The organism is Bacillus cereus group sp. MYBK95-2 (assembly GCF_051915225.1).
Classification (GTDB): Bacteria; Bacillota; Bacilli; order Bacillales; family Bacillaceae_G; genus Bacillus_A; species Bacillus_A cereus.
This window is the reverse complement of sequence record NZ_JBQAEH010000001.1, coordinates 1,005,729-1,027,249: the sequence shown is the minus strand read 5'-3', so window position 1 is coordinate 1,027,249 and position 21,521 is coordinate 1,005,729. Positions and strand designations below refer to the sequence as shown.

Sequence of the window (21,521 nt, the reverse complement as noted above, 5' to 3'; positions counted from 1 at the left end):
TTTTTAGTTTATAAAAAAGGGAAAATATAACGTACTCGTTAGTTGAATAAATTGGACTCTTGCAAATGAGGTAGTGCCCTATATACCATCTTATTTTTAAGGATGAGATGATAAAGTTATGCGCTGGAACTTAAAGTGGTAAGAGAGTTAGAATGAGTTATATAATATTGTATATATATTTTAGGTGAAGTGAGTAGAGAAAAATAAAGAGTATAGTGTAAAGGAGTGAATGAATTGCGTTGTCCATCCTGTTCTCATAATGGTACAAGAGTGTTAGATTCGCGTCCGGTAGACGAGGGGCGCTCTATTCGAAGAAGGAGAGAGTGTGAAAGCTGCTTAAGTCGCTTTACGACCTTTGAAAGGGTAGAAGAGTCACCTCTTATCGTTGTAAAAAAAGAAGGCACACGAGAAGAGTTTAATAAAGAAAAGATTTTACGCGGTTTAATTAAAGCGTGTGAAAAAAGACCAGTATCTTTAAGACAATTAGAAGAAGTAACACAAAGCGTGGAACGTGAACTGCGTAATTTAGGTATATCAGAAGTGAAAAGTGATATGATTGGTGAAATTGTTATGGAAGAACTTCGCGATATTGATGATGTTGCTTACGTACGTTTTGCTTCTGTATATCGTCAATTTAAAGATTTAAATGTATTTATTGAAGAATTAAAAGATATACTGCAAAAAGAAAGAGAGTAGAAGTTGTATTTTATTCTCTTTACATACCGTAAGTAATAGGATAAGAGAGCTAGAAGCGCAAGCTAATAGCTCTTTTTCACTAAGAATTTATATAATGAAGATAGAACGAATGAAGTAGAGGATAGATTGGATGAGAGAAAGGAAAAGCAAGAATGGAAAAACAGTCATGGATGGAGCTATTGCCGATTGATCGTTATAAAGTAAGTGCGAAAGGACTACTGCACAATTACGACCGAAAAGTGTTAACGATGTTGTATCAGCCGTTAATAGGTAGTAGAGCTTTTAGCTTATACATGACACTATGGGGAGAGCTAGAGCAAGATCGTGTATTTGGAAAAGAGAATACGCATCATTCCCTTATGGTGACTATGCAAATGCAACTTCCTGAAGTATATGAGGAACGAGTAAAGTTAGAGGCAATTGGGCTTTTGAAGGTATATATTAAGAAAGAAAAAGATATTCGAATGTTCATATATGAGTTGCAACCACCTTTATCTCCGAAGCAGTTTTTTGATGATATTGTTTTAAGTATCTTTTTATACAATCGATTGAGCAGGACAAAATATAATCAAGTAAAGCAATATTTCTTAGAAGAAGAATTTGATTTTGCTTCTTATGAAAATGTTACGCGTTCTTTCAATGATGTGTTTGGTTCGTTTAATCCAGGACAACTTGAGCATGCGCAAGAAGACCTTCGTATTCCAAAAACGACAACTATGCCAAGTAACGAGAAGGGAGACGCTCCGAAAGTTTGGAATGATTTCTTTGATTTCTCTTTATTTGTAGATGGATTGTCCGCTCTTGTTCCTAAAAAGGCGATTACAGATCAAGTGAGAGACTGCGTTATAACACTTGCTTACGTGTATGGTGTAGATGTGTTATCGATGCAAAATATCGTTCTTGGTGCAGTGACAGAGATGCAAACAATTGATATGGAAAGGCTTAGAAAAGGAGCGCGCGATTGGTATCAATTTGAAAATGGTCAAGCATTACCGGTATTAAGTGAAAGAGTACAGCCTCATGCTGCACGTACGATGAAAGAGAAAGAGCCTTCATCGCAAGAGGAGATGCTAATAAAGCAGCTAGAGGAAATCTCACCAAAACAACTATTGAAAGAGATTTCTGGTGGTGCAGAGGCAACGAAAGCGGACTTGCAGATCGTTGAAGATATCATGATTAATCAAAAATTGACACCAGGAGTTGTGAATGTACTTATTTATTACGTTATGCTACGCTCAGATATGAAACTTGCGAAAACGTATGTCGAGAAGATTGCTGGGCATTGGGCACGTAAAAAGGTCGGTACAGTAGCGGACGCGATGGCGTTAGCGAAAGAAGAGAACCGTCAATATCAAGAGTGGGCTGAGACGAAGAAAAAAGGCCGTACGGCGAAGAAAACGGTGCGGAAAGAAATGGTGCCAGATTGGCTTAAGGAAGAAGAGCCGAAAGAACAAGAGAAAGAAACAGTGAAGAAAGATGTAAGTGTAGAAAAAGATGCAAGTACGCTAGAAGATGAACGAAAACGACTAGAAGAAGTGTTAAAAAAATATAAGCGTGATTAATAGAAGAGAATGAACGCTCTTTGAGGTGAGAAAATGGAGCATATTCAAAATTCATTTGCAAAATTAATGGAAAATGAAAACTTTAAAAATAGATATGAAGTATTAAAGGCAGAAGTAATGGCGCATCCGCGTGTGAAAGAATTTATAGATGAACATAAGGGTGAAGTAACGACTTCTATGATTGAGCGTAGTCTTGTGAAGTTATATGAATATATTGGACAAAGTGTAGGTTGCGTGGATTGTCCGGATTTAGGCTCATGTAAAAATATGCTACAAGGGTACGAGCCAAAGCTTGTTATTCAAGGGAAGATGATTGATATTCAATACGATCGCTGCGTTAGAAAAGTAGCGCATGACGAGAGAAAGAAATATGAAAAACTTGTTCAAAGTGTATATATGCCAACGGATATTTTACAGGCAACTATGGAAAACTTAGATCCTTCTGATTTAAATGCACGTATCGATGCGATTGGTGCAGCGAATGAATTTTTAAGTACATATGAACCAGGTAAAAAAGCACAAGGTTTATATTTGTACGGTAAATTTGGTGTAGGGAAAACGTATTTGTTAGGAGCAATAGCGAACGAGCTTGCTCGAAAGAAAATAAGTTCGATGCTCGTATACTTCCCGGAATTTTTACGTGAAATTAAAAGTTCAATTCAAGATAATTCGATTGGTGAGAAGATTGATGCGGTTAAACGCGTACAAGTTTTAATGTTAGATGATATCGGGGCAGAAGCGATGTCAAGCTTTGTCCGTGACGATGTACTCGGTGCAATCTTACAATTCCGTATGTTAGAAAACTTACCGACGTTCTTTACGTCTAATTTTGATTTTAAACAACTGGAACACCATTTAACGTATACGCAGCGTGGCGAGGCTGAAGAAATGAAGGCAGCACGTATTATGGAACGAATTAAATATTTAGCGAAACCAATTCCGATTGGTGGGAAAAACCGTCGTCATAAGTAAAAGAGCAAGCTGAGAAGCTTGCTCTTTTGTATTATAGTGATATTTTCTTTTCAAATATGAGGTCGAAATATTCAGGTTGTCCAGAACTGCCAAACGTAGGGGCAACAATCTGTACGAACCTCCAGCCATCTCTAGCATGTTCTTGAATAATTTCTTGGTAGTCTTCAGCTGGTTTTGAGCGAGTGAACCCCCAATGTAATTCGACTTTTACGAATTTATATTCAAACATTCAGATACCCCCTTTTATTGATAAGTAAAGTATACAATAAAAATTCATAGTAGCTTGTATCATTTTTTTCTCCCTCCCTTAATATATATAAAATTAGCAAGCCATATTGAGTGGATTTTCTAACGATAGGAAATGTGATTCTACTAAGAGTGAAATTCACGCGGGACGGACTCTTATAGGATTTGTAACGTATAGATACAGTCCTTTAGAGCGGGGATAAAAGGGGGGACAAAAGTGATTGAAATTTGCTTCGAAGAAAAAAATGATGCTATGCACGTATATAGACAATTGCTGAAAAGAGCGGAAGTGTTATATAAGGAAACGAGTGTGTATTTACAGGAACAAAAAGTGGTGATTCACATACCAGTACGTGAATCGAATTATATTGAAAAAATCTTATTGCCAGTAATGGTGTATTTCATTGTGAATGTGAAACAAAATGAGTGGATTTATACGATTTTAAAAGAAAAGTTTTTTTATGAAGAACAAGAAGAGTGTCATCAAATATTGCACATGGCACATGAGATTTTAAAGGGAAGAAGAAAAGGTGTAGCTCAGGATTTAACGCGTAACGCATTTGAGTCATATATTAAGTCTTCTTTAAATAATTGGCTTTGTGATCCGCTCTCATTCTCGTTTTCATCATATATCCGTTTTCGTCTTCGTACATATAGGGAAATGGTGGCTAAACTTGCGGAAGTGGCAATTGATGAATATAAGATGGAGCAAGAATACCAAATGTTCATTGAGACGCTTCGGCAACAAGTAAGTAGCCGTAAATCACGTTTGTCTTGCGTGCATCTTATTTTTGATGAAAGCTTTATCTTTTATGATGATAAAGGTAGACGTTTAAAACAGGAGAAGTTGGTCCAATATATAGATGAGGAATTATTAAAGCAAAATGATGTATATATTGATACGAAAGTAATTGCGCCGCTTCTTTCTATTTCGCCTAAAAAGATTTATTTATATACGAAAGAACAAGACCATAATATGATTATTACTTTGCGAAATGTGTTCCAAGAACGGGTCCAATTACATGGATTACATGATTTTGAGCGCAATGTGAAAAATTTAAAAAATAAAGGTAACGCCCTTGATTTTCTAAGTTTTTGAGCATATAATTACCTACATAAATGAAATATATTGAAATGTCATGATGAGGACATGAGTAGTTTTCTACGATTTTCAGAGAGGGAAGCCTTAGGGTGTGAGCTTCCTAGTACGGGATTATTACTTACCACCTCTAAACTTTAGCAGTGAACGGTTTTTCTAGTAATTGCTAACGGACAACACCGTTATGTTGAACTTGAGCAATTAACAATTATGTTAATTGGAACAAGGGTGGAACCACGAATTCAACACTCGTCCCTTTTTACGGGATGAGTGTTTTTTATTTTGAGAAAAAGAGGAGTGACCAGTGATGGCAGATGTAGTTAAAATTACTTTCCCTGATGGAGCTGTGAAGGAGTTTCCAAAAGGCGTAACAACTGAAGAAATCGCAGCTTCTATTAGCCCAGGCTTAAAGAAAAAAGCTGTAGCTGGAAAATTAAACGATGAGATGATCGATCTTGTTACACCAATCGAAGAAGATGGTGCAGTTTCTATCATTACATTAGATTCTGAAGATGGCCTATATATTTTACGCCATTCAACAGCCCACCTTTTAGCACAAGCGTTAAAACGTTTATATAAAGATGTTAAGGTTGAGCTCGGCATTGGTCCAGTAATTGAAAATGGCTTCTACTACGATATTGATATGGAAGAAGCAATTACAGTTGAAGACTTCAAGAAAATCGAAAAAGAAATGCAAAAAATCGTGAACGAGAACTTAGAAATCGTTCGTCATGAAGTACCACGTGCAGAAGCAATTCGTCGCTTTGAAGAAATCGGCGATGAGTTAAAATTAGATTTAATTAACGATCTTCCAGAAGATGCAGTTATTTCAATCTATGAGCAAGGCGAATTCTTCGACCTTTGTCGTGGTGTTCACCTTCCATCTACAGGGAAAATTAAAGTGTTTAAATTATTAAGCGTTGCAGGTGCTTACTGGCGCGGCGATAGCAATAATAAAATGCTACAACGTATTTACGGTACTGCATTCGTTAAAAAAGCGGAATTAGATGAGCACTTACGTATGCTTGAAGAAGCGAAAGAGCGCGATCACCGTAAATTAGGTAAAGAATTAAAACTATTTACTAATAGCCAAAAAGTAGGACAAGGTTTACCACTTTGGTTACCAAAGGGTGCAACAATTCGTCGTATTATCGAGCGTTATATCGTTGATAAAGAAGCAAGCTTAGGCTATGATCACGTATATACTCCAGTACTAGGAAGCAGAGAGCTTTATGAAACTTCTGGTCACTGGAACCACTACCGTGATGGCATGTTCCCATCAATGGAAATGGATAACGAAGAATTAGTTCTTCGTCCAATGAACTGTCCTCATCATATGATGGTTTATAAAAATGATATTCACAGCTACCGTGAATTACCAATCCGTATTGCGGAACTTGGAACAATGCACCGTTATGAAATGTCAGGTGCGTTATCTGGATTACAACGTGTACGCGGAATGACTTTAAACGATGCGCATATTTTCGTTCGTCCAGATCAAATTAAAGAAGAGTTAAAACGTGTTGTAAACTTAACTCTAGAAGTGTACAAAGATTTCGGTTTAGAGAACTACTCATTCCGTCTATCTTACCGCGACCCAGCAGATACTAAAAAGTATTATGCGGATGATGAGATGTGGGAAAAAGCACAAGGTATGTTAAAAGAAGCTATGGATGAAATGGGTCTTGATTACTATGAAGCTGAAGGTGAAGCGGCATTCTACGGTCCAAAACTTGACGTTCAAGTTCGTACTGCTCTTGGAAAAGACGAAACACTTTCAACTGTACAATTAGACTTCTTGCTTCCAGAACGCTTTGAATTATCATACGTTGGTGAAGACGGTAAACAACATCGTCCAGTTGTAATTCACCGTGGTGTTGTATCAACTATGGAACGTTTTGTAGCCTTCTTAATTGAAGAATACAAAGGTGCATTCCCAACATGGTTAGCTCCAGTTCAAGTACAAGTAATTCCAGTTTCTCCGCAAGTACATTTAGACTATGCGAAGAAAGTACAAGACGAATTGCGTCGTGCTGGTATCCGTGTTGAATTAGACACTCGTGAAGAGAAGATCGGTTACAAAATCCGTGAAGCACAAATGCAAAAAATTCCGTACATGCTTGTAGTAGGTGACAATGAAGTAACTGAAAACGGCGTAAACGTACGTAAATATGGTGAACAAAAATCAGAAACAATCGCATTAGATGCTTTTGTTGACATGATTAAAGTAGAAGGAAAACGATAAGAAAAAGCCGCGGTATACCGCGGCTTTTTTATGTAATATACTTGAGAAAAATTAGAAAAAATAACCATGTAACACTTATCATAAAAAAGTATTGCAAGTATGTTAGTTGTTTGTTACAATATTTCTTGTTGTTAGTAAAACACATCGCGTCTTCTTGACAGACGTCATGTCCTATGATAAACTCATCAAGGATAATAGAATATTGTTTTGTGGAACAAGTAGAAGCACCCGCTTCTCACCTGATGGACGCATTCGCAGTTAACAGGTAAATGTATTTCTTACTTAAGATTTTACAAGTGTGGGTGTCGTATGCCCGCACTTTTTTTGTTCGGGTTCTATGACTACAAAATATGTTCTGAGAAAACCTTGGAGGTGGCTTACTATTAGCAAGGATATGATGATTAACGAGCAAATTCGTGCACGTGAAGTACGTTTAGTTGGCGCAAATGGCGATCAACTTGGAATCAAGTCTCGTAATGACGCTTTAGACTTAGCTGCAAATCTTAATCTTGATTTAGTATTAGTTGCTCCAAATGCGAAACCGCCAGTATGCCGCATTATGGACTACGGTAAATTCCGCTTTGAGCAACAGAAGAAAGAAAAAGAGCAGCGCAAAAATCAAAAAGTAATTAGCATGAAAGAAGTTCGTTTAAGTCCAACAATTGATGAACACGACTTTAACACAAAACTTCGTAATGCTATCAAGTTTTTAGAGAAAGGCGACAAGGTTAAAGCATCAATTCGCTTTAAAGGACGTGCCATTACTCATAAAGAAATCGGTCAACGTGTTTTAGATCGCTTCTCAGAAGCTTGTGCTGAAGTTAGCACAGTTGAATCTAAGCCTAAAATGGAAGGACGCAGTATGTTCTTAGTTTTAGCACCGAAAAACGATAAGTAATAGATAGAGGAGGAAATACCTATGCCTAAACAAAAAACTCATCGCGGCGCTGCAAAGCGTTTCAAAAAGACTGGATCAGGTAAACTGAAACGTTCTCACGCTTACACAAGCCATTTATTCGCTAACAAATCTACAAAAGCTAAACGTAAACTACGTAAAGCTGGTGTAGTAAGCGCTGGTGACTTCAAACGCATTCGTCAAATGCTTGACAACTTAAAATAAGTTCGGCTGATATATAGAACAATTAGGAGGTAATATTATGCCAAGAGTAAAAGGTGGTACAGTTACTCGTCAACGTCGTAAAAAAGTAATTAAATTAGCAAAAGGTTACTACGGTTCAAAAAATACATTATTCAAGGTTGCTAACCAACAGGTTATGAAATCTCTAATGTATGCATTCCGTGACCGCCGTCAAAAGAAACGTGACTTCCGTAAATTATGGATTACACGTATCAACGCAGCAGCTCGTATGAATGGTCTTTCTTACAGCCGCTTAATGCACGGTCTTAAAAATGCTGGCATCGAAGTTAACCGCAAGATGCTTGCTGACTTAGCTGTTCATGACGAAAAAGCTTTCGCTGAATTAGCAACAGTTGCAAAAAACAACATTAACTAATTAATTAGTTGAAACCTTAGAAGAATTTTCTTCTAAGGTTTTTTTATTTGTATTCAAATAGAAGTTAGAAGTGAAAGAAATTCTAAAGATTAACGGCTATGTTGTTATCAATATGACAAAATCAATATAAAAGTTATAGCAGTATAGAAGAATATACATATGAAGTCAGGAGAATACTCCTGGCTTTTTTCAATTCTGCTCGTTTGGAAAGAAGAGTATCTTTCCTAGCTGAAACGACACTGCTATAATGGAAAGATGATATGGAACTTTCATCAGATGAACAATTTAAGAGCGATGACTGAAACGTATTTGTAAATTAAGGACAAGCTATTTTATAAAGAGTTAGATAGCTGACTTATTCATAAGAACTGAAACATAATAATGAACTTTGAGATGAAACAACATTGTTGCGTAAAATGCGATGTTGGAGGAGGACAATAGAATGGACTTACTACAACTATTTAAATTACAAAAAGAATTAGATGACCGTATTGCAAAAGAACATGACTTACAACCGAAAAAATTGTTAAAAGAAAAAATGTTAGCTCTTCTTGTAGAAATTGGAGAACTTGCAAATGAAACACGTTGTTTTAAATATTGGAGCAACAAACCAGCATCAGAACGTGAAGTAATATTAGAAGAATACGTAGATGGTTTGCATTTTATTTTATCAATCGGAATTGATTTAGGTATTGATAAAAACTTCCTATTCTATAAATGTGCACAGACGAATAAAACACAAGTGGAAATTTTCTTAGACACATATGCGAAAGTAATTCGTTTTACAGATCAACCATCTATTACAAACTATATTGAATTATTTACGAGCTATCTTCGACTTGGACAAGCACTTGAATTTGAACAAGAAGAGATTGAAAAAGCATATTTAGATAAAAATGAAGTAAATCATCAGCGTCAAACACAAGGATACTAATTTAATTTTTGAATATTTCAATTTAATTATTGTATAATGAATTGACTGAAGAAAAAGGAGGGTGTTGGCAATGACAAAATTAGACGCGACATTGACAATGCTAAAAGAATTAACAGATGCACGTGGTATTGCTGGTAATGAGCGTGAACCACGTGAAGTAATGAAGAAATATATTGAGCCGTTTGCGGACGAACTTTCTACTGATAATTTAGGGAGTTTAGTTGCGAAAAAAGTAGGGGAAGAAAACGGCCCGAAAATTATGGTTGCAGGTCATTTAGATGAAGTTGGATTTATGATTACACAAATCGATGACAAAGGTTTCCTTCGCTTCCAAACGGTTGGTGGCTGGTGGTCACAAGTTATGCTTGCGCAACGCGTGACGATTGTAACGCGTAAAGGAGATGTAACAGGTGTAATTGGTTCAAAACCACCGCACATTTTACCTCCAGAAGCTCGTAAAAAGCCAGTTGAAATTAAAGACATGTTCATCGATATCGGTGCTTCTAGCCAAGAAGAAGCGATGGAGTGGGGCGTACGACCAGGAGATCAAGTTGTACCTTACTTTGAATTCCAAGTGATGAAGAATGAAAAAATGTTACTTGCAAAAGCATGGGATAACCGAATCGGTTGTGCAATTGCAATTGACGTATTAAAACAATTAAAAGATGAAAAGCATCCAAATGTTGTATATGGCGTTGGAACTGTACAAGAAGAAGTTGGTCTTCGTGGCGCAAAAACATCTGCGAATTATATTAAACCAGATATCGCGTTCGCAGTAGATGTTGGTATCGCTGGAGATACACCGGGTGTAACGTCAAAAGAAGCACAAAGTAAAATGGGCGATGGACCACAAATCATTTTATATGATGCTTCTGTTATTGGACATACAGGTTTACGTGATTTCGTAGTTGATGTTGCTGATGAATTACAAATCCCGTATCAATATGATTCAGTAGCAGGCGGAGGAACGGATGCGGGTGCGATTCACATTGCTGTAAATGGTATTCCTTCTATGGCAATTACAATTGCAACGCGCTATATCCATTCTCATGCGGCAATGTTACATCGTGATGATTATGAAAATGCAGTGAAGTTAATTGTAGAAGTTATTAAACGTCTTGATAAAGAGGCTGTACATAACATTACATTTAATTAATAGAAAAAGCGAAGGAGCTTCTCCTTCGCTTTTTTATGTTTTAAAAAGGCCTTTCTAATCCTGCAGCAGTATGAGCCCCTAAAATAATTAAACGAGTTAATTGCATCGCCATAAAATGCGGGGTATATATCATCCCTCTTTTTAGCCATGACATAATCATTCCTAGGTGGGCACCAGTAACATAACTAATGAGAATATCGCGTGGAACCATTAGTTTTTCATCGTTAGGTTGTGAAATAGAGAGGCTTAATGTTAAATGCGTTTGAATTGCTTTCATCATCTTATACGTATAGTTTCCAGCAGCTTTATCACCAAGCATGACGTTATAGAAGTTAGTGTTTTCTGCAATATGTTCGAACAAGGCCAAAAAACTTGGATGTGGCGAATCAAATGTTAGTTGGAAATCTTCTTTATTTCTATTTCTCGGTTTAATTACTTCAGTTAGCTTTTCTAACATTTCTTCAATGCTTTTGTCTAGTAAGTCATATTTATCGTGGTAATGGCTATAAAATGTAGCGCGGTTTACAGGAGCGCGTTCTGCGATATGTTGAACAGTAACATTTTCAAAACCTTTTTCGCCTACTAAAGCGACAAAAGCATCCTGTATGAGTTGTCTCGTCCGTTTTACACGTGGATCATTTGTATTTTTAATAGACATTTTTATTTCCCCTCGTTTAATTTTCTATACTTAAACAACATATTGGTATTATATTGTTGTTTAAACGACATTTCATACGTGAATTGTCGGTTGTAGATTCAAAATAATTATTTATAATTATAAACGATAGTCCTTCAGAAATCAGCACCGCTCGCAGGTAGATAAATTTCGATTTACGCTGCAGATGGTGTGATTTTTTTGTTAAAAGGTTAATATAATTAACAATTAAACAATCTAAACAATAAGGACATAAATAGTTTAGAAAAAAATTATATGCGATATAAGGAGAGGAATGCAATGAATCAGTTTCGAAGAATGGTAATTATCAACATTATCACATTAATTGTACTAGTTGGCGGCGGTATTGGCGGTTATTACTATTACAATCAAACGGAAAATTACTTAAAAACAGACAATGCAAAGATTGATGGAAAGGTAATTCCGGTTGCTTCACCAGTAGCAGGTAAACTAACTGACTGGAAAGCTGAAGTAGGAAAAAATTATAATGAGAACGATAAATTAGGTACTGTTACTGTAGCGGCAGCTAATGGAGAACAAACAGTAGATGTAACAATTCCACAAAATGCAACAGTTGTACAATCAAACGCGACAACAAATGCTTTCGTTGGAGCGGGTAGCCCGATTGCTTATGCATTTGATATGAACAATTTATGGGTAACAGCAAACATTGAAGAAACAGATGTTGATGATGTTCAAAAAGGTCAAGATGTAGATGTGTATGTAGATGCATACCCAGATACAACGTTAACAGGAAAAGTAGAACAAGTTGGCTTAACAACAGCGAATACATTCTCTATGTTGCCATCAAGCAACGCAACAGCGAACTATACGAAAGTAACACAAGTAGTACCAGTTAAAATTTCTTTAGATCATAGCAAATCAGTAAATATTGTTCCTGGCATGAATGTGACAGTTCGTATTCATAAGTAAGGGGGAGATGAGATGTCCTCAATTGTAATTGCAGGATATGCACTATTTTGTATAATCGTCTTCTTCCTTGTAAATCGTCTTTTACGAAAGAAAAAAACGAAAATGGGAGAAGAACAAGTCCCAGCCGTAAGTAAAATAGAAGTAAGTAAAGTTGAAACAGAAGAGAAAGAAATTGAACGAAAGCAAGAATCGGAAATTTCTAATGTAGTTGAGTTAGAAACAGGAAAGCAAGAAGAAGTAAAACAAGAAAAAGAAGTGCCGAAAAAACAAATGTCTATGCCTGTAGAGAATGTGAACGTAAAAGCAGTTGTAGCTGTATTAATTCTAGGCATGTTCGTTTCTATTTTAAACCAAACAATCATTAATGTTGCATTACCTCCGTTAATGAATGAATTTAATGTATCAACTTCAACAGCACAATGGTTAATTACAGGCTTCATGCTTGTAAATGGTATTTTAGTACCGATTAGTGCCTTTTTAGTTTCACGATTTACGTATCGTAAATTATTCGTAGCAGCAATGTTATTCTTCACGGTAGGATCTATCATTTGTGCTACTTCAGGAAACTTTACAATGATGATGACAGGTCGCGTAATTCAAGCAGTTGGTGCGGGTATTTTAATGCCGGTTGGTATGAATATCTTCATGACGTTATTCCCGCCTCATAAACGCGGAGCGGCGATGGGATTACTAGGTGTAGCGATGATTTTAGCACCAGCTATCGGACCAACTGTAACAGGTTGGGTGATTGAAAACTATAGCTGGAACTTAATGTTCTATGCGATGTTTATTATTGGTTTAATTATTACGTTCCTATCTTTAAAATTCTTTACACTAGCTCAGCCGGTGTCTAAAACGAAATTAGATATATTCGGTGTGGTTAGTTCAAGTATTGGACTAGGAAGCTTATTGTACGGATTTAGTGAAGCTGGAAATAATAGTTGGACTAGTGCAGAAGTCATTATTTCACTTGTTATCGGTGTAATTGGTTTAGCGTTATTTATTTGGAGAGAGTTAACAACGGACAATAAAATGCTTGATTTACAAGTATTTAAATATCCAGTATTTACTTTTACTTTAGTAATTAATGCAATCGTTACGATGGCATTATTCGGAGGTATGTTATTGCTTCCAGTATATCTGCAAAACATTCGTGGCTTTACGCCAATTGAATCTGGTTTACTACTTCTTCCAGGATCATTAATTATGGGGATCATGGGACCAGTAGCGGGTAAATTATTCGATAAATATGGTATTCGTCCATTAGCAATAATTGGATTGGCAATTACGACGTATGCGACATATGAATTTACAAAATTATCGATGGATACACCGTATAGCGTTATTATGACGGATTATATTATACGTTCAATTGGTATGTCATTCATTATGATGCCAATTATGACAGCTGGTATGAACGCGCTGCCGATGAAATTAATTTCTCACGGTACAGCAACGCAAAATACGTCAAGACAAGTAGCTGGTTCAATTGGAACAGCGATTTTAATTACACTTATGACGCAACAAACAACTGCCCACGTAGCAGATTACGGCAACATGTTAACAACATCAAACCCAATTTTAGTTGATAAAGTACACGGCATGGGTCAAAGCTTAGCGGCCTTAGCTGGATCAGCTCAAGCAGGAGACGCGATGAGCACACAACTATTATATGGACAAATTTCAAAGCTATCTGCAATTAACGGTATTAACGATGCCTTCTTAATCGCAACGATACTTGCAGGTATCGCTTGGGTGTTATCGTTCTTCTTACAATCAGGCAATAAACCAAATAGAAAAGCAGGGAATTAATTTCCCTGCTTTTTTGTCTTTTTAAAGAGTGAGATATAAAAAATGATAACCAGTTACGGAGCACAGCCCTGCTAGAAACAAAATTATCCCCATAGAACAAATACTCGATATTTGCCTGCCGCTTATAATAGCTAATAGTCCAGCTAAAGAGAAGAAGCACCAATATAAAGTTCCCGAAATTGGAACCATCCCCTCTAAATCTATTCCAGAACCTATACAAACGATAGGAACAACGATAAGTAATATGCTAATTAAACCAGCTATAATAGTGAGTGATTTATGACATTTAATACCATAAATAATTAAAAAAATACCAACGATAAATGCGCATAACATTAAAGTAAGAGCTAAAATTATCCAAGTTAATATTCCAAACACTTCTGTATTACCTCCGATTTGTAGGTTGCTAAAAAATATTATATATAGAATGAATCACCTACAGACATGAGCTCCCAGAAGATAACACCTAATATTCCAATGGTAAAAATAATGAATCCCATATTACGTATACTTTTAATTTTGGCTTGTACTCCACTTACCCCTGCTAATAATCCAGTTAAAGAAAATAGGGTCCAGTAAAGAGCAGTTGGAATCGGGAAAATTGTATCGATATGAATCCCTACACTTAAAAGAACAAAAGGTAGTGTGACAAAGGATAGGCTAAGTAGCCCCATTAAACCAACGAGTAATTTCCGATATTTAATCCCCGTTACTATTAAAAAAATACCACCAGCAATCCCGCATAGTAAGAGAAGTGGCGTGAAAAGCATCCAAATAATACTGAACATATGTAAACTCCTTTATGTGAATTAAGTTATATTTTACTACATGAGGTTTATTTTTGATATTATTAATGAGTATATATAAATTGAAGGAAATGGGTAATAACGATACGGATTATCAAAAACGCTAACCGTAGAAGAGTTTGAAGTTATGATAAAAGAGTAAAGAGAGGTATCGCGATGATACCTCTTTTTAACTCAAGAATGCCAACATGTTATTCATAATATGAAATAACATAGCTGGAATAATGGACTTTGTTTTTTTACATAAAATGGCCATTAATAATCCCATAAAGAAAGTAATTACCATTACCCCAAGTGAGTATGTATGAGCGATACCGAAGAAGAAACTTGTTACGATGGCTGCAATCCAAAATGGAAAGCGTTCTGAGAAGAAGCGAAGTATAAAACCACGGAAAATAAGTTCTTCAAAAATGGGTGTGAGTATTGCAAAGCTGAGAAGTAATAATATTTGATATTGCTTAAAGACGTCTAAGCTTAGTGCGGAAGATTGCTGCTTTGTTGCGTCTTGGAACACATAATTTAACAAGATGTAATTGAGTATGATGTTGATAACGAAGAAAAGAAGTAAGTATACGTATGTGCGCCATTCTTTCAGTGTTTTAAAGTTAAAAGATTTTAGTAGTAATTTTTTTGCGGGTTCGAATTTAAAAATGAAGAATAACAATACAGCTAGTTGTAATACGGTACTTGCAGTATTTGCAATAGATTCATACAGGGCAACTTGTTTTTTATCTGTAAGACCTGCTGTATAAATTGTTAATGGCATTGCGAGGAACATAGTAATAAGTCCAGTTCCAAAAAAGGCGAATAAAACAGAGCTAATAAATTGTCCCCATGACATCGAGTGTTTTTGTTCATTAGAAAGCTGTGTAGCGGGTTGCATTTGTAAAATCACCTCTTTTATATTTGTATATTTAATTATAAAGTAAGATGTTTTTGAATGTAACATTTAAATATTACATATAAAGTGAAACTTTAATCATTGGGGAGGTTCATCCCCCACTGATTATCAGCCCTCACCAATTGGGCTTTTACGGGCAGTTGATTCTCCACCTAACTTCCTCGTCTTTGCTGAATTTCGAGGTGGGGGTCTTACTGCTCGTTAATGCGGGATAAAGGTTTATTTTCCATAAAATAATAAAAGAGGTATCACCCTGTAGTGATGCCTCTTTCTCATTGATAACTATGTTCTGTCTTGTTATTCAATTTTGCTTGCTCTATTTGCAATTCACGCTCTACCAATCGATCTAATTGCTGAATTGCTTTAAGTGCTTTTTCATAAGAAATTGTTCGATAATGATGCGCTCCGCCCGGTTCTTCATCTGCTTCGTCTGCCCATTTAATAATATTTTGAAGAGATGTTCTTTCAATTTCTTGTTCCACTAAGAAAGAATCTGTATGAAGAAGAATTGCAATAGAAATTTCTTTTGCTAGTTTTGGATGTTCTCCTAATCTAATAAGTAATTTATGTGCTCTTTCAGCGCCTTTAATTGCATGGATATCATTCTTTTTATATAAGTCATAATCCCATTCGCCGCCTGTGTACCACGTATGATGTCCGATATCATGAAGGAAGCCAGCTTTTGTGGCAGCATCGACTGAGGCGTGATGCTTTTTGGCTAGGTGAAACGCATGGTAAGCGACAGCGATCGCGTGGACCATTCCAGAACGGTTTACGTATTTTTGTGTAATGTGGTGTTTAAAAATTTGTTCAAGCGTAATACGGTGCATAAAACATTCACTCCTTTTATCTTATGGTGTATATGAAGAAAAATCGATCGGTTTAAATGTATTTTGAACATTGTACTCCATCATAGTTCGTTAGTAAAGTAGAAATGTTTAGGAGAAGAAAAAATTTTTCTGCAAAAAAATCACCTTAGCTTATGCAAAGGTGATTTTCAAATTGCTTATTTTTTTAATCCTTGCTCTAGTGTTTCTAACATTTCGTGCTTTTCATTTTCATCAGCGTTTTTCCAAATGACTTCAAATAAAACGCCAAGACCTGGAAGCATTTTTTCTTCACCGCTTTGAATTGCATCGACGATTGTTTCTTGTAATTGATCTTGTGAATTTCCAGATACATTCGCTAATACGGCACCGCGTAAATTAAAACTCATTGCTTTCACCTCTTCTTCAGAATTGAAACTGACGTTAGTTTTTGTTCTTTTTTATGTAAATATGTATGAAAAATAGGCTATAATGATAAGACAAGAAGAGAGGGAAATACATATTATGAAAAACATTGATTCAGTACAAAATCCGCGTGTAAAGCAGTGGAAAAAGCTGCAAACGAAAAAAGAACGCGATAAAAAAGGTTTATTTTTTGTAGAAGGATTCCACTTAGTCGAGGAAGCTTTGAAGACAGGAATTGTAACAGAACTTATCGTTTCAGATCAGACAGACCTTCCGAAAGATTGGACAGTTAATGATGTGGAAATGTACATCGTACCTGAGGCGATTGTAAAAATACTTCGTGAAACAGAAACGACGCAAGGTGTATTTGCTGTTTGTGAGAAGCATGAGAAAGAAGTAGCTCTTACTGATGGGAAATTCCTTTTATTAGATGGCCTGCAAGACCCAGGTAATTTAGGAACAATTATTCGTACAGCTGATGCAGCTGGTATTCACGCCGTTGTGCTTGGAGAAGGTTGTGTTGATGTTTACAATAGTAAAGTACTCCGCTCTACACAAGGCTCTATTTTCCACTTACCAATTGTAAAAGGGAACTTAGAAGAATGGGTAGACAAGTTAAAAGAAAATAACGTTCCTGTATATGGAACAGCTCTTGAAAATGGAGTTCCGTATGGTGAAGTAACGCCGGCTGGCAGTTTTGCATTAATTGTAGGAAATGAAGGAAATGGCGTACGCCAAGAAATTCTTGCAAAAACGGATCAAAACTTGTATATTCCGATTTACGGCGGGGCAGAATCATTAAATGTTGCGGTTGCAGCAGGGATTTTAACGTATTATTTGCAAAGCCCGGTTGCGAACAAATAAAAAACTTCTTATAATAAGTTGAAGTACATTATATTAAAAGTTAAATAACGAAAAACGTTGATAGAGAAGAGTAGCTTACAAAATCGCCATATAGGGAGAGAATGTCGTAGACTGAAAGCATTCTTATGGTAGACGAAAGTGAATTCACCTCTGGAGTTGACGCCAGGACCATGTATATGTAAAGGCGTTCCGGTCAGAATTGATCGTTATAACTAATGAGTGGGCAGACATGTTCTGTCAATTTAGGGTGGTACCGCGAATTTACCTCGTCCCTTTTTGGGAGCGAGGTTTTTTTATTTTTAAAATTAGGAGGGTTCCAAAATGGAAGCACGTTTAAAAGAGCTAAAGCAAAAAGCGTTAGAGCTTATTGAAGAAGCGAAAGAGCTGAAAGGCTTAAACGACGTACGCGTAGCGTATTTAGGAAAAAAAGGTCCAATTACAGAAGTATTACGCGGCATGGGAAAATTATCAGCAGAAGAGCGTCCACGTATGGGAGCATTAGTAAATGAAGTACGTGAAGCGATTCAAACGCGTCTAGACGACAAAATTAGTAACTTAGAAAAAGCAGTAATTGAAGCGAAATTAGCTACTGAAACAATTGATGTTACATTGCCAGGTCGTCCTGTTGAAACAGGTTGTCACCATCCGTTAACGGCTGTTGTTGAGCAAATTGAAGATGTATTCATCGGTATGGGTTATGAAGTAGCTGAAGGAACAGAAGTAGAAAAAGACTACTACAACTTCGAAGCACTAAACTTACCGAAAGATCACCCAGCGCGTGATATGCAAGATACATTCTACATCACAGAAGAAACGTTACTACGTACACATACATCTTCTGTGCAAGCACGTACGATGGAAAATAATAAAGAAAAAGGCCCAATTAAAATTATTTGTCCTGGTAAAGTGTATCGCCGTGATGACGACGATGCGACGCATTCACATCAGTTCATGCAAATTGAAGGTCTTGTAATTGATAAAAACATTCGTATGAGTGACTTAAAAGGTACACTGCAAGTATTCGTGAAAAAGATGTTCGGTGAAGATCGTGAAATCCGTCTTCGTCCAAGTTTCTTCCCATTCACAGAGCCATCTGTAGAGATGGATATTTCTTGTATGATGTGTCATGGCAAAGGCTGCGGCACTTGTAAAGGAACTGGCTGGATTGAAATTCTAGGCGCAGGTATGGTTCACCCGAACGTACTTGAAATGGCTGGTTATGATTCAAAAGAATATCAAGGTTTCGCATTCGGTATGGGCGCAGAGCGTATCGCAATGTTGAAATACGGAGTAGATGACATTCGTCATTTCTATACAAATGATGTACGTTTCTTACAACAATTCAAACGAGCGTAAGGGAAGGAGAGGATAAGTATGTTCGTATCATATCGTTGGTTACAAGAGTATGTAGATATTAAAGATGTAACAGCACAAGAACTAGCAGACAAAATCACGAAAAGTGGTATTGAAGTAGAAGGCGTTGAAGTATTAAATAAAGGTGTAAAAGGTGTTGTAGTTGGTCACGTATTAGAATGTGAAAAACACCCAGAAGCTGATAAATTAAGCAAATGCTTAATCGATATCGGTGAAGAAGAGCCAGTTCAAATTATTTGTGGAGCTGCTAACATTGCAAAAGGTTTAAAAGTACCAGTTGCAAAAGTTGGAGCTGTACTTCCTGGTAACTTCAAAATCAAAAAAGCAAAACTACGCGGTGAAGCTTCTCACGGTATGGTTTGTGCTCTTCAAGAGCTTGGTATTGATGGAAAGTTAGTTTCAAAAGAATACGCAGATGGTATCTTCATCTTCCCAAGTGACGCTGAAGTTGGTGCAGATGCACTTGAAATTTTAAACTTACACGATGAAGTACTTGAGCTTGGCTTAACACCAAACCGTGCAGATTGCTTAAACATGTTAGGTGTTGCTTACGAAGTAGCTGCTATTTATGGCCGCGAAGTAAAGCTTCCAGCTATCGACTTACAAGAAACAGCAGAAAAAACTTCTGATTATATTTCTGTAAGTGTAGAAGCGAAAGAAGAAAACCCATTATACATTGCAAAAATGGTTAAAAACGTAAAGATTGGTCCATCACCAATGTGGATGCAAACTCGTCTTATGGCAGCTGGCATTCGTCCAATTAGCAACGTAGTTGATATTACAAACTACATTTTAATGGAATACGGTCAACCGTTACATGCATTCGATTACGATAAATTAGGTTCAAAAGAAATCGTTGTTCGTCTTGCAAAAGAAGGCGAAAAAATTGAAACGTTAGATGATCAAGAGCGTATATTACAAAGCCACCACCTTGTAATTACAAACGGCACGAAAGCTTTAGCTGTTGCTGGTGTAATGGGCGGGGCGGATTCTGAAGTTACAAATGAGACAGTAAACGTTCTAATTGAGTCTGCATACTTTGCAGGTCAAACAGTACGTCGTACATCAAAAGACTTAGGTCTTCGTAGTGAATCAAGTGCACGTTTCGAAAAAGGAATCGACCCAACACGTACATTTGAAGCAATTCAACACGCAGCTGCTTTAATGGCGAAATATGCTGGCGGTGAAGCACTTGAAGGTGTAGTAGAAGCTGACAACTTACAAGTACAAGAGCGTACAGTATCTGTTACTGCTGAAAAAGTAAACCGTGTATTAGGTACAAATATTTCTGCGAGTGAAATGGGTACAATGTTCACAAACTTGAAATTCCCATTCACAGAAGTAGAAGGAACATTCCACGTGAATGTACCAGCACGTCGTCCTGATATTACAATTTCAGAAGACTTAGTAGAAGAAGTGGGCCGTCTATACGGTTATGACCACATTCCAGTTACATTACCTTCTGGAACGATGACTCGTGGTAAATTAACATCAGCACAAACGAAACGTCGTAAAGTACGCCGCTTCTTAGAGGGTGCTGGTTTATATGAAGCAATCACATATTCATTAACAAGCGCTGATAAAGCGAAACAATATATGGTTGAGCAAAACGAAAAGGCGCCTGTAGGTCTTGCACTTCCAATGAGTGAAGAACGTAGCCAACTTCGTTTAAGCTTAGTACCGCAATTACTAGAAGCAGTTTCATACAATGTCGCTCGTAAAAACGACAGCGTTGCTTTATACGAAGTAGGTTCTATCTTCTTACCGACAGAAGAAGGAGAACTTCCGAAAGAAGAACAACATCTTGCAGGTGTTATGACAGGTCTTGCTCTTCACCATGCATGGCAAGGTGAGAAGAAAGTAGTAGACTTCTTCGTTGTGAAAGGTGTACTAGAAGGACTATTCGACGTACTTGGCGTTGCAAACCAAATCACATATGCACCAGCAAAACGTGGAGGTATGCACCCAGGTCGTACAGCTGACATCGTATTAGATGGCGAAGTAATTGGTTTCATCGGTCAATTGCACCCAGAAGCAGAAAAACAATTAGATGTGAAAAATACATTCGTATTCGAACTATCTCTTGTAAAAGTATTCGGTGCAGACGCAGAAGAAACTTACTACTCAGCGATTCCACGTTTCCCATCTATGACACGTGATATGGCTGTTGTCGTAACGAAAGAAACAAAAGCTGGCGAAATGAAGCAAGTTATTGCTGAAGCTGGTGGAGAACTTCTGAAAGATGTAACACTATTTGACTTATACGAAGGTGAAAAAATGGAAGAAGGCAAGAAATCACTTGCATTCTCTATGAACTACTTCGATGCAGAGCGTACGTTAACAGACGAAGAAGTAACAGAAGCACATAACCGTGTATTAACAGCGGTAGAAGAGAAATTTGGTGCGGAGTTACGTAAGTAATTAGAAAATTGCCGGATATATTCCGGCAATTTTTTTATTGGGTTAGTTGTCGGACACTGTCGGTAAGTCGATATATTA

At 36.8% G+C, this 21,521-nt stretch carries 22 protein-coding genes and 3 other annotated features; of the genes, 15 read left to right on the top strand and 7 right to left on the bottom strand.

What is annotated here, in order from left to right:
- Positions 1-234: 234 nt before the first annotated feature.
- The 3 genes from nrdR to dnaI all read left to right on the top strand — a co-directional run bounded on the left by nrdR (position 235) and on the right by dnaI (position 3,230).
- Positions 235-696, top strand: coding sequence for a transcriptional regulator NrdR (nrdR, locus tag ACTFN4_RS05310; protein ID WP_001203687.1), 462 nt, complete (start codon positions 235-237; stop codon positions 694-696).
- A gap of 152 nt (positions 697-848) precedes the next feature.
- Positions 849-2,258 carry a replication initiation and membrane attachment family protein gene (locus ACTFN4_RS05305; RefSeq protein WP_197201661.1) on the top strand — a complete coding sequence of 470 codons (1,410 nt, stop codon included), beginning with the start codon at positions 849-851 and terminating at the stop codon, positions 2,256-2,258.
- A gap of 33 nt (positions 2,259-2,291) precedes the next feature.
- The gene (gene dnaI / locus ACTFN4_RS05300; protein ID WP_000400104.1) at positions 2,292-3,230 is read left to right on the top strand and encodes a primosomal protein DnaI; all 939 of its coding nucleotides are present in this window, start codon (positions 2,292-2,294) and stop codon (positions 3,228-3,230) included.
- Between the two features lie 31 nt (positions 3,231-3,261).
- Here the strand turns inward: dnaI and ACTFN4_RS05295 are convergent, their stop codons facing one another.
- Complete coding sequence (locus tag ACTFN4_RS05295; protein WP_000464456.1) at positions 3,262-3,459, bottom strand: DUF4177 domain-containing protein; 198 nt, start codon at positions 3,457-3,459, stop codon at positions 3,262-3,264.
- Between the two features lie 234 nt (positions 3,460-3,693).
- Between ACTFN4_RS05295 and ytxC the strand changes: the two genes are divergently transcribed.
- From ytxC to ACTFN4_RS05260, 7 genes are all read left to right on the top strand, one after another.
- Positions 3,694-4,575, top strand: coding sequence for a putative sporulation protein YtxC (gene ytxC, locus ACTFN4_RS05290; protein WP_000569629.1), 882 nt, complete (start codon positions 3,694-3,696; stop codon positions 4,573-4,575).
- 31 nt (positions 4,576-4,606) lie between these two features.
- Positions 4,607-4,835, top strand: a binding site (T-box leader).
- A 47-nt stretch (positions 4,836-4,882) separates the two neighbouring features.
- Positions 4,883-6,820, top strand: a complete 1,938-nt coding sequence (gene thrS / locus ACTFN4_RS05285; RefSeq protein ID WP_000786083.1) for a threonine--tRNA ligase — start codon at positions 4,883-4,885, stop codon at positions 6,818-6,820.
- A gap of 210 nt (positions 6,821-7,030) precedes the next feature.
- Positions 7,031-7,151 (top strand) — a sequence feature (ribosomal protein L20 leader region).
- A 63-nt stretch (positions 7,152-7,214) separates the two neighbouring features.
- Positions 7,215-7,718: a translation initiation factor IF-3 gene (gene infC / locus ACTFN4_RS05280; RefSeq protein ID WP_000973215.1), complete on the top strand. Its 504-nt coding sequence runs from the start codon at positions 7,215-7,217 to the stop codon at positions 7,716-7,718.
- A gap of 21 nt (positions 7,719-7,739) precedes the next feature.
- On the top strand, positions 7,740-7,940 hold the full coding sequence (gene rpmI / locus ACTFN4_RS05275) for a 50S ribosomal protein L35 (protein WP_001125945.1): 201 nt from the start codon (positions 7,740-7,742) through the stop codon (positions 7,938-7,940).
- A gap of 37 nt (positions 7,941-7,977) precedes the next feature.
- The gene (gene rplT, locus ACTFN4_RS05270) at positions 7,978-8,334 is read left to right on the top strand and encodes a 50S ribosomal protein L20 (protein WP_001138362.1); all 357 of its coding nucleotides are present in this window, start codon (positions 7,978-7,980) and stop codon (positions 8,332-8,334) included.
- 442 nt (positions 8,335-8,776) lie between these two features.
- On the top strand, positions 8,777-9,268 hold the full coding sequence (locus tag ACTFN4_RS05265; RefSeq protein WP_000365050.1) for a dUTP diphosphatase: 492 nt from the start codon (positions 8,777-8,779) through the stop codon (positions 9,266-9,268).
- 70 nt (positions 9,269-9,338) lie between these two features.
- Positions 9,339-10,424, top strand: coding sequence for a M42 family metallopeptidase (locus tag ACTFN4_RS05260; protein ID WP_000163555.1), 1,086 nt, complete (start codon positions 9,339-9,341; stop codon positions 10,422-10,424).
- 40 nt (positions 10,425-10,464) lie between these two features.
- Here the strand turns inward: ACTFN4_RS05260 and ACTFN4_RS05255 are convergent, their stop codons facing one another.
- On the bottom strand, positions 10,465-11,082 hold the full coding sequence (locus ACTFN4_RS05255) for a TetR/AcrR family transcriptional regulator (protein WP_000023672.1): 618 nt from the start codon (positions 11,080-11,082) through the stop codon (positions 10,465-10,467).
- 297 nt (positions 11,083-11,379) lie between these two features.
- On the opposite strand from ACTFN4_RS05255, the gene ACTFN4_RS05250 reads away from it, so the two are divergent.
- On the top strand, positions 11,380-12,033 hold the full coding sequence (locus tag ACTFN4_RS05250) for an HlyD family secretion protein (RefSeq protein ID WP_001071419.1): 654 nt from the start codon (positions 11,380-11,382) through the stop codon (positions 12,031-12,033).
- 12 nt (positions 12,034-12,045) lie between these two features.
- Positions 12,046-13,845, top strand: a complete 1,800-nt coding sequence (locus ACTFN4_RS05245; RefSeq protein ID WP_000095295.1) for a DHA2 family efflux MFS transporter permease subunit — start codon at positions 12,046-12,048, stop codon at positions 13,843-13,845.
- 21 nt (positions 13,846-13,866) lie between these two features.
- Here the strand turns inward: ACTFN4_RS05245 and ACTFN4_RS05240 are convergent, their stop codons facing one another.
- The 5 genes from ACTFN4_RS05240 to sspI all read right to left on the bottom strand — a co-directional run bounded on the left by ACTFN4_RS05240 (position 13,867) and on the right by sspI (position 16,768).
- Complete coding sequence (locus tag ACTFN4_RS05240) at positions 13,867-14,223, bottom strand: ammonia permease (RefSeq protein ID WP_439962111.1); 357 nt, start codon at positions 14,221-14,223, stop codon at positions 13,867-13,869.
- A 38-nt stretch (positions 14,224-14,261) separates the two neighbouring features.
- On the bottom strand, positions 14,262-14,633 hold the full coding sequence (locus ACTFN4_RS05235) for a hypothetical protein (protein WP_000491395.1): 372 nt from the start codon (positions 14,631-14,633) through the stop codon (positions 14,262-14,264).
- A 187-nt stretch (positions 14,634-14,820) separates the two neighbouring features.
- Positions 14,821-15,534 (bottom strand): CPBP family intramembrane glutamic endopeptidase, encoded by a 714-nt coding sequence (locus ACTFN4_RS05230; RefSeq protein ID WP_001182108.1) that lies wholly within the window; start codon positions 15,532-15,534, stop codon positions 14,821-14,823.
- Positions 15,535-15,824: 290 nt separating this feature from the next.
- Positions 15,825-16,382 (bottom strand): HD domain-containing protein, encoded by a 558-nt coding sequence (locus ACTFN4_RS05225; protein WP_000554786.1) that lies wholly within the window; start codon positions 16,380-16,382, stop codon positions 15,825-15,827.
- Positions 16,383-16,558: 176 nt separating this feature from the next.
- A complete protein-coding gene (sspI, locus tag ACTFN4_RS05220; RefSeq protein ID WP_000009509.1) occupies positions 16,559-16,768 on the bottom strand; it encodes a small acid-soluble spore protein SspI in 210 nt (69 codons plus the stop codon).
- 82 nt (positions 16,769-16,850) lie between these two features.
- Here sspI and ACTFN4_RS05215 point away from each other — a divergent pair, with 82 nt between their 5' ends.
- The 3 genes from ACTFN4_RS05215 to pheT all read left to right on the top strand — a co-directional run bounded on the left by ACTFN4_RS05215 (position 16,851) and on the right by pheT (position 21,443).
- A complete protein-coding gene (locus ACTFN4_RS05215) occupies positions 16,851-17,648 on the top strand; it encodes a TrmH family RNA methyltransferase (RefSeq protein WP_002026395.1) in 798 nt (265 codons plus the stop codon).
- Between the two features lie 48 nt (positions 17,649-17,696).
- Positions 17,697-17,925, top strand: a binding site (T-box leader).
- 44 nt (positions 17,926-17,969) lie between these two features.
- The gene (pheS, locus tag ACTFN4_RS05210) at positions 17,970-19,004 is read left to right on the top strand and encodes a phenylalanine--tRNA ligase subunit alpha (protein WP_000388219.1); all 1,035 of its coding nucleotides are present in this window, start codon (positions 17,970-17,972) and stop codon (positions 19,002-19,004) included.
- An 18-nt stretch (positions 19,005-19,022) separates the two neighbouring features.
- Positions 19,023-21,443: a phenylalanine--tRNA ligase subunit beta gene (gene pheT / locus ACTFN4_RS05205; protein ID WP_410989148.1), complete on the top strand. Its 2,421-nt coding sequence runs from the start codon at positions 19,023-19,025 to the stop codon at positions 21,441-21,443.
- Positions 21,444-21,521 lie beyond the last annotated feature (78 nt).

Coding starts and splice junctions, on each gene's coding strand:
- pheT (WP_410989148.1), top strand. CDS start 19,023: ATGTTCGTATCATATCGTTGGTTACAAGAGTATGTAGATATTAAAGAT.
- ACTFN4_RS05215 (WP_002026395.1), top strand. CDS start 16,851: ATGATAAGACAAGAAGAGAGGGAAATACATATTATGAAAAACATTGAT.
- thrS (WP_000786083.1), top strand. CDS start 4,883: ATGGCAGATGTAGTTAAAATTACTTTCCCTGATGGAGCTGTGAAGGAG.
- ACTFN4_RS05255 (WP_000023672.1), bottom strand. CDS start 11,082: ATGTCTATTAAAAATACAAATGATCCACGTGTAAAACGGACGAGACAA.
- dnaI (WP_000400104.1), top strand. CDS start 2,292: ATGGAGCATATTCAAAATTCATTTGCAAAATTAATGGAAAATGAAAAC.
- rpmI (WP_001125945.1), top strand. CDS start 7,740: ATGCCTAAACAAAAAACTCATCGCGGCGCTGCAAAGCGTTTCAAAAAG.
- ACTFN4_RS05225 (WP_000554786.1), bottom strand. CDS start 16,382: ATGCACCGTATTACGCTTGAACAAATTTTTAAACACCACATTACACAA.
- ACTFN4_RS05295 (WP_000464456.1), bottom strand. CDS start 3,459: ATGTTTGAATATAAATTCGTAAAAGTCGAATTACATTGGGGGTTCACT.
- ACTFN4_RS05260 (WP_000163555.1), top strand. CDS start 9,339: ATGACAAAATTAGACGCGACATTGACAATGCTAAAAGAATTAACAGAT.
- ACTFN4_RS05265 (WP_000365050.1), top strand. CDS start 8,777: ATGGACTTACTACAACTATTTAAATTACAAAAAGAATTAGATGACCGT.
- ACTFN4_RS05305 (WP_197201661.1), top strand. CDS start 849: ATGGAAAAACAGTCATGGATGGAGCTATTGCCGATTGATCGTTATAAA.
- ACTFN4_RS05235 (WP_000491395.1), bottom strand. CDS start 14,633: ATGTTCAGTATTATTTGGATGCTTTTCACGCCACTTCTCTTACTATGC.
- rplT (WP_001138362.1), top strand. CDS start 7,978: ATGCCAAGAGTAAAAGGTGGTACAGTTACTCGTCAACGTCGTAAAAAA.
- pheS (WP_000388219.1), top strand. CDS start 17,970: ATGGAAGCACGTTTAAAAGAGCTAAAGCAAAAAGCGTTAGAGCTTATT.
- ACTFN4_RS05250 (WP_001071419.1), top strand. CDS start 11,380: ATGAATCAGTTTCGAAGAATGGTAATTATCAACATTATCACATTAATT.
- infC (WP_000973215.1), top strand. CDS start 7,215: ATGATGATTAACGAGCAAATTCGTGCACGTGAAGTACGTTTAGTTGGC.
- ACTFN4_RS05230 (WP_001182108.1), bottom strand. CDS start 15,534: ATGCAACCCGCTACACAGCTTTCTAATGAACAAAAACACTCGATGTCA.
- sspI (WP_000009509.1), bottom strand. CDS start 16,768: ATGAGTTTTAATTTACGCGGTGCCGTATTAGCGAATGTATCTGGAAAT.
- ACTFN4_RS05245 (WP_000095295.1), top strand. CDS start 12,046: ATGTCCTCAATTGTAATTGCAGGATATGCACTATTTTGTATAATCGTC.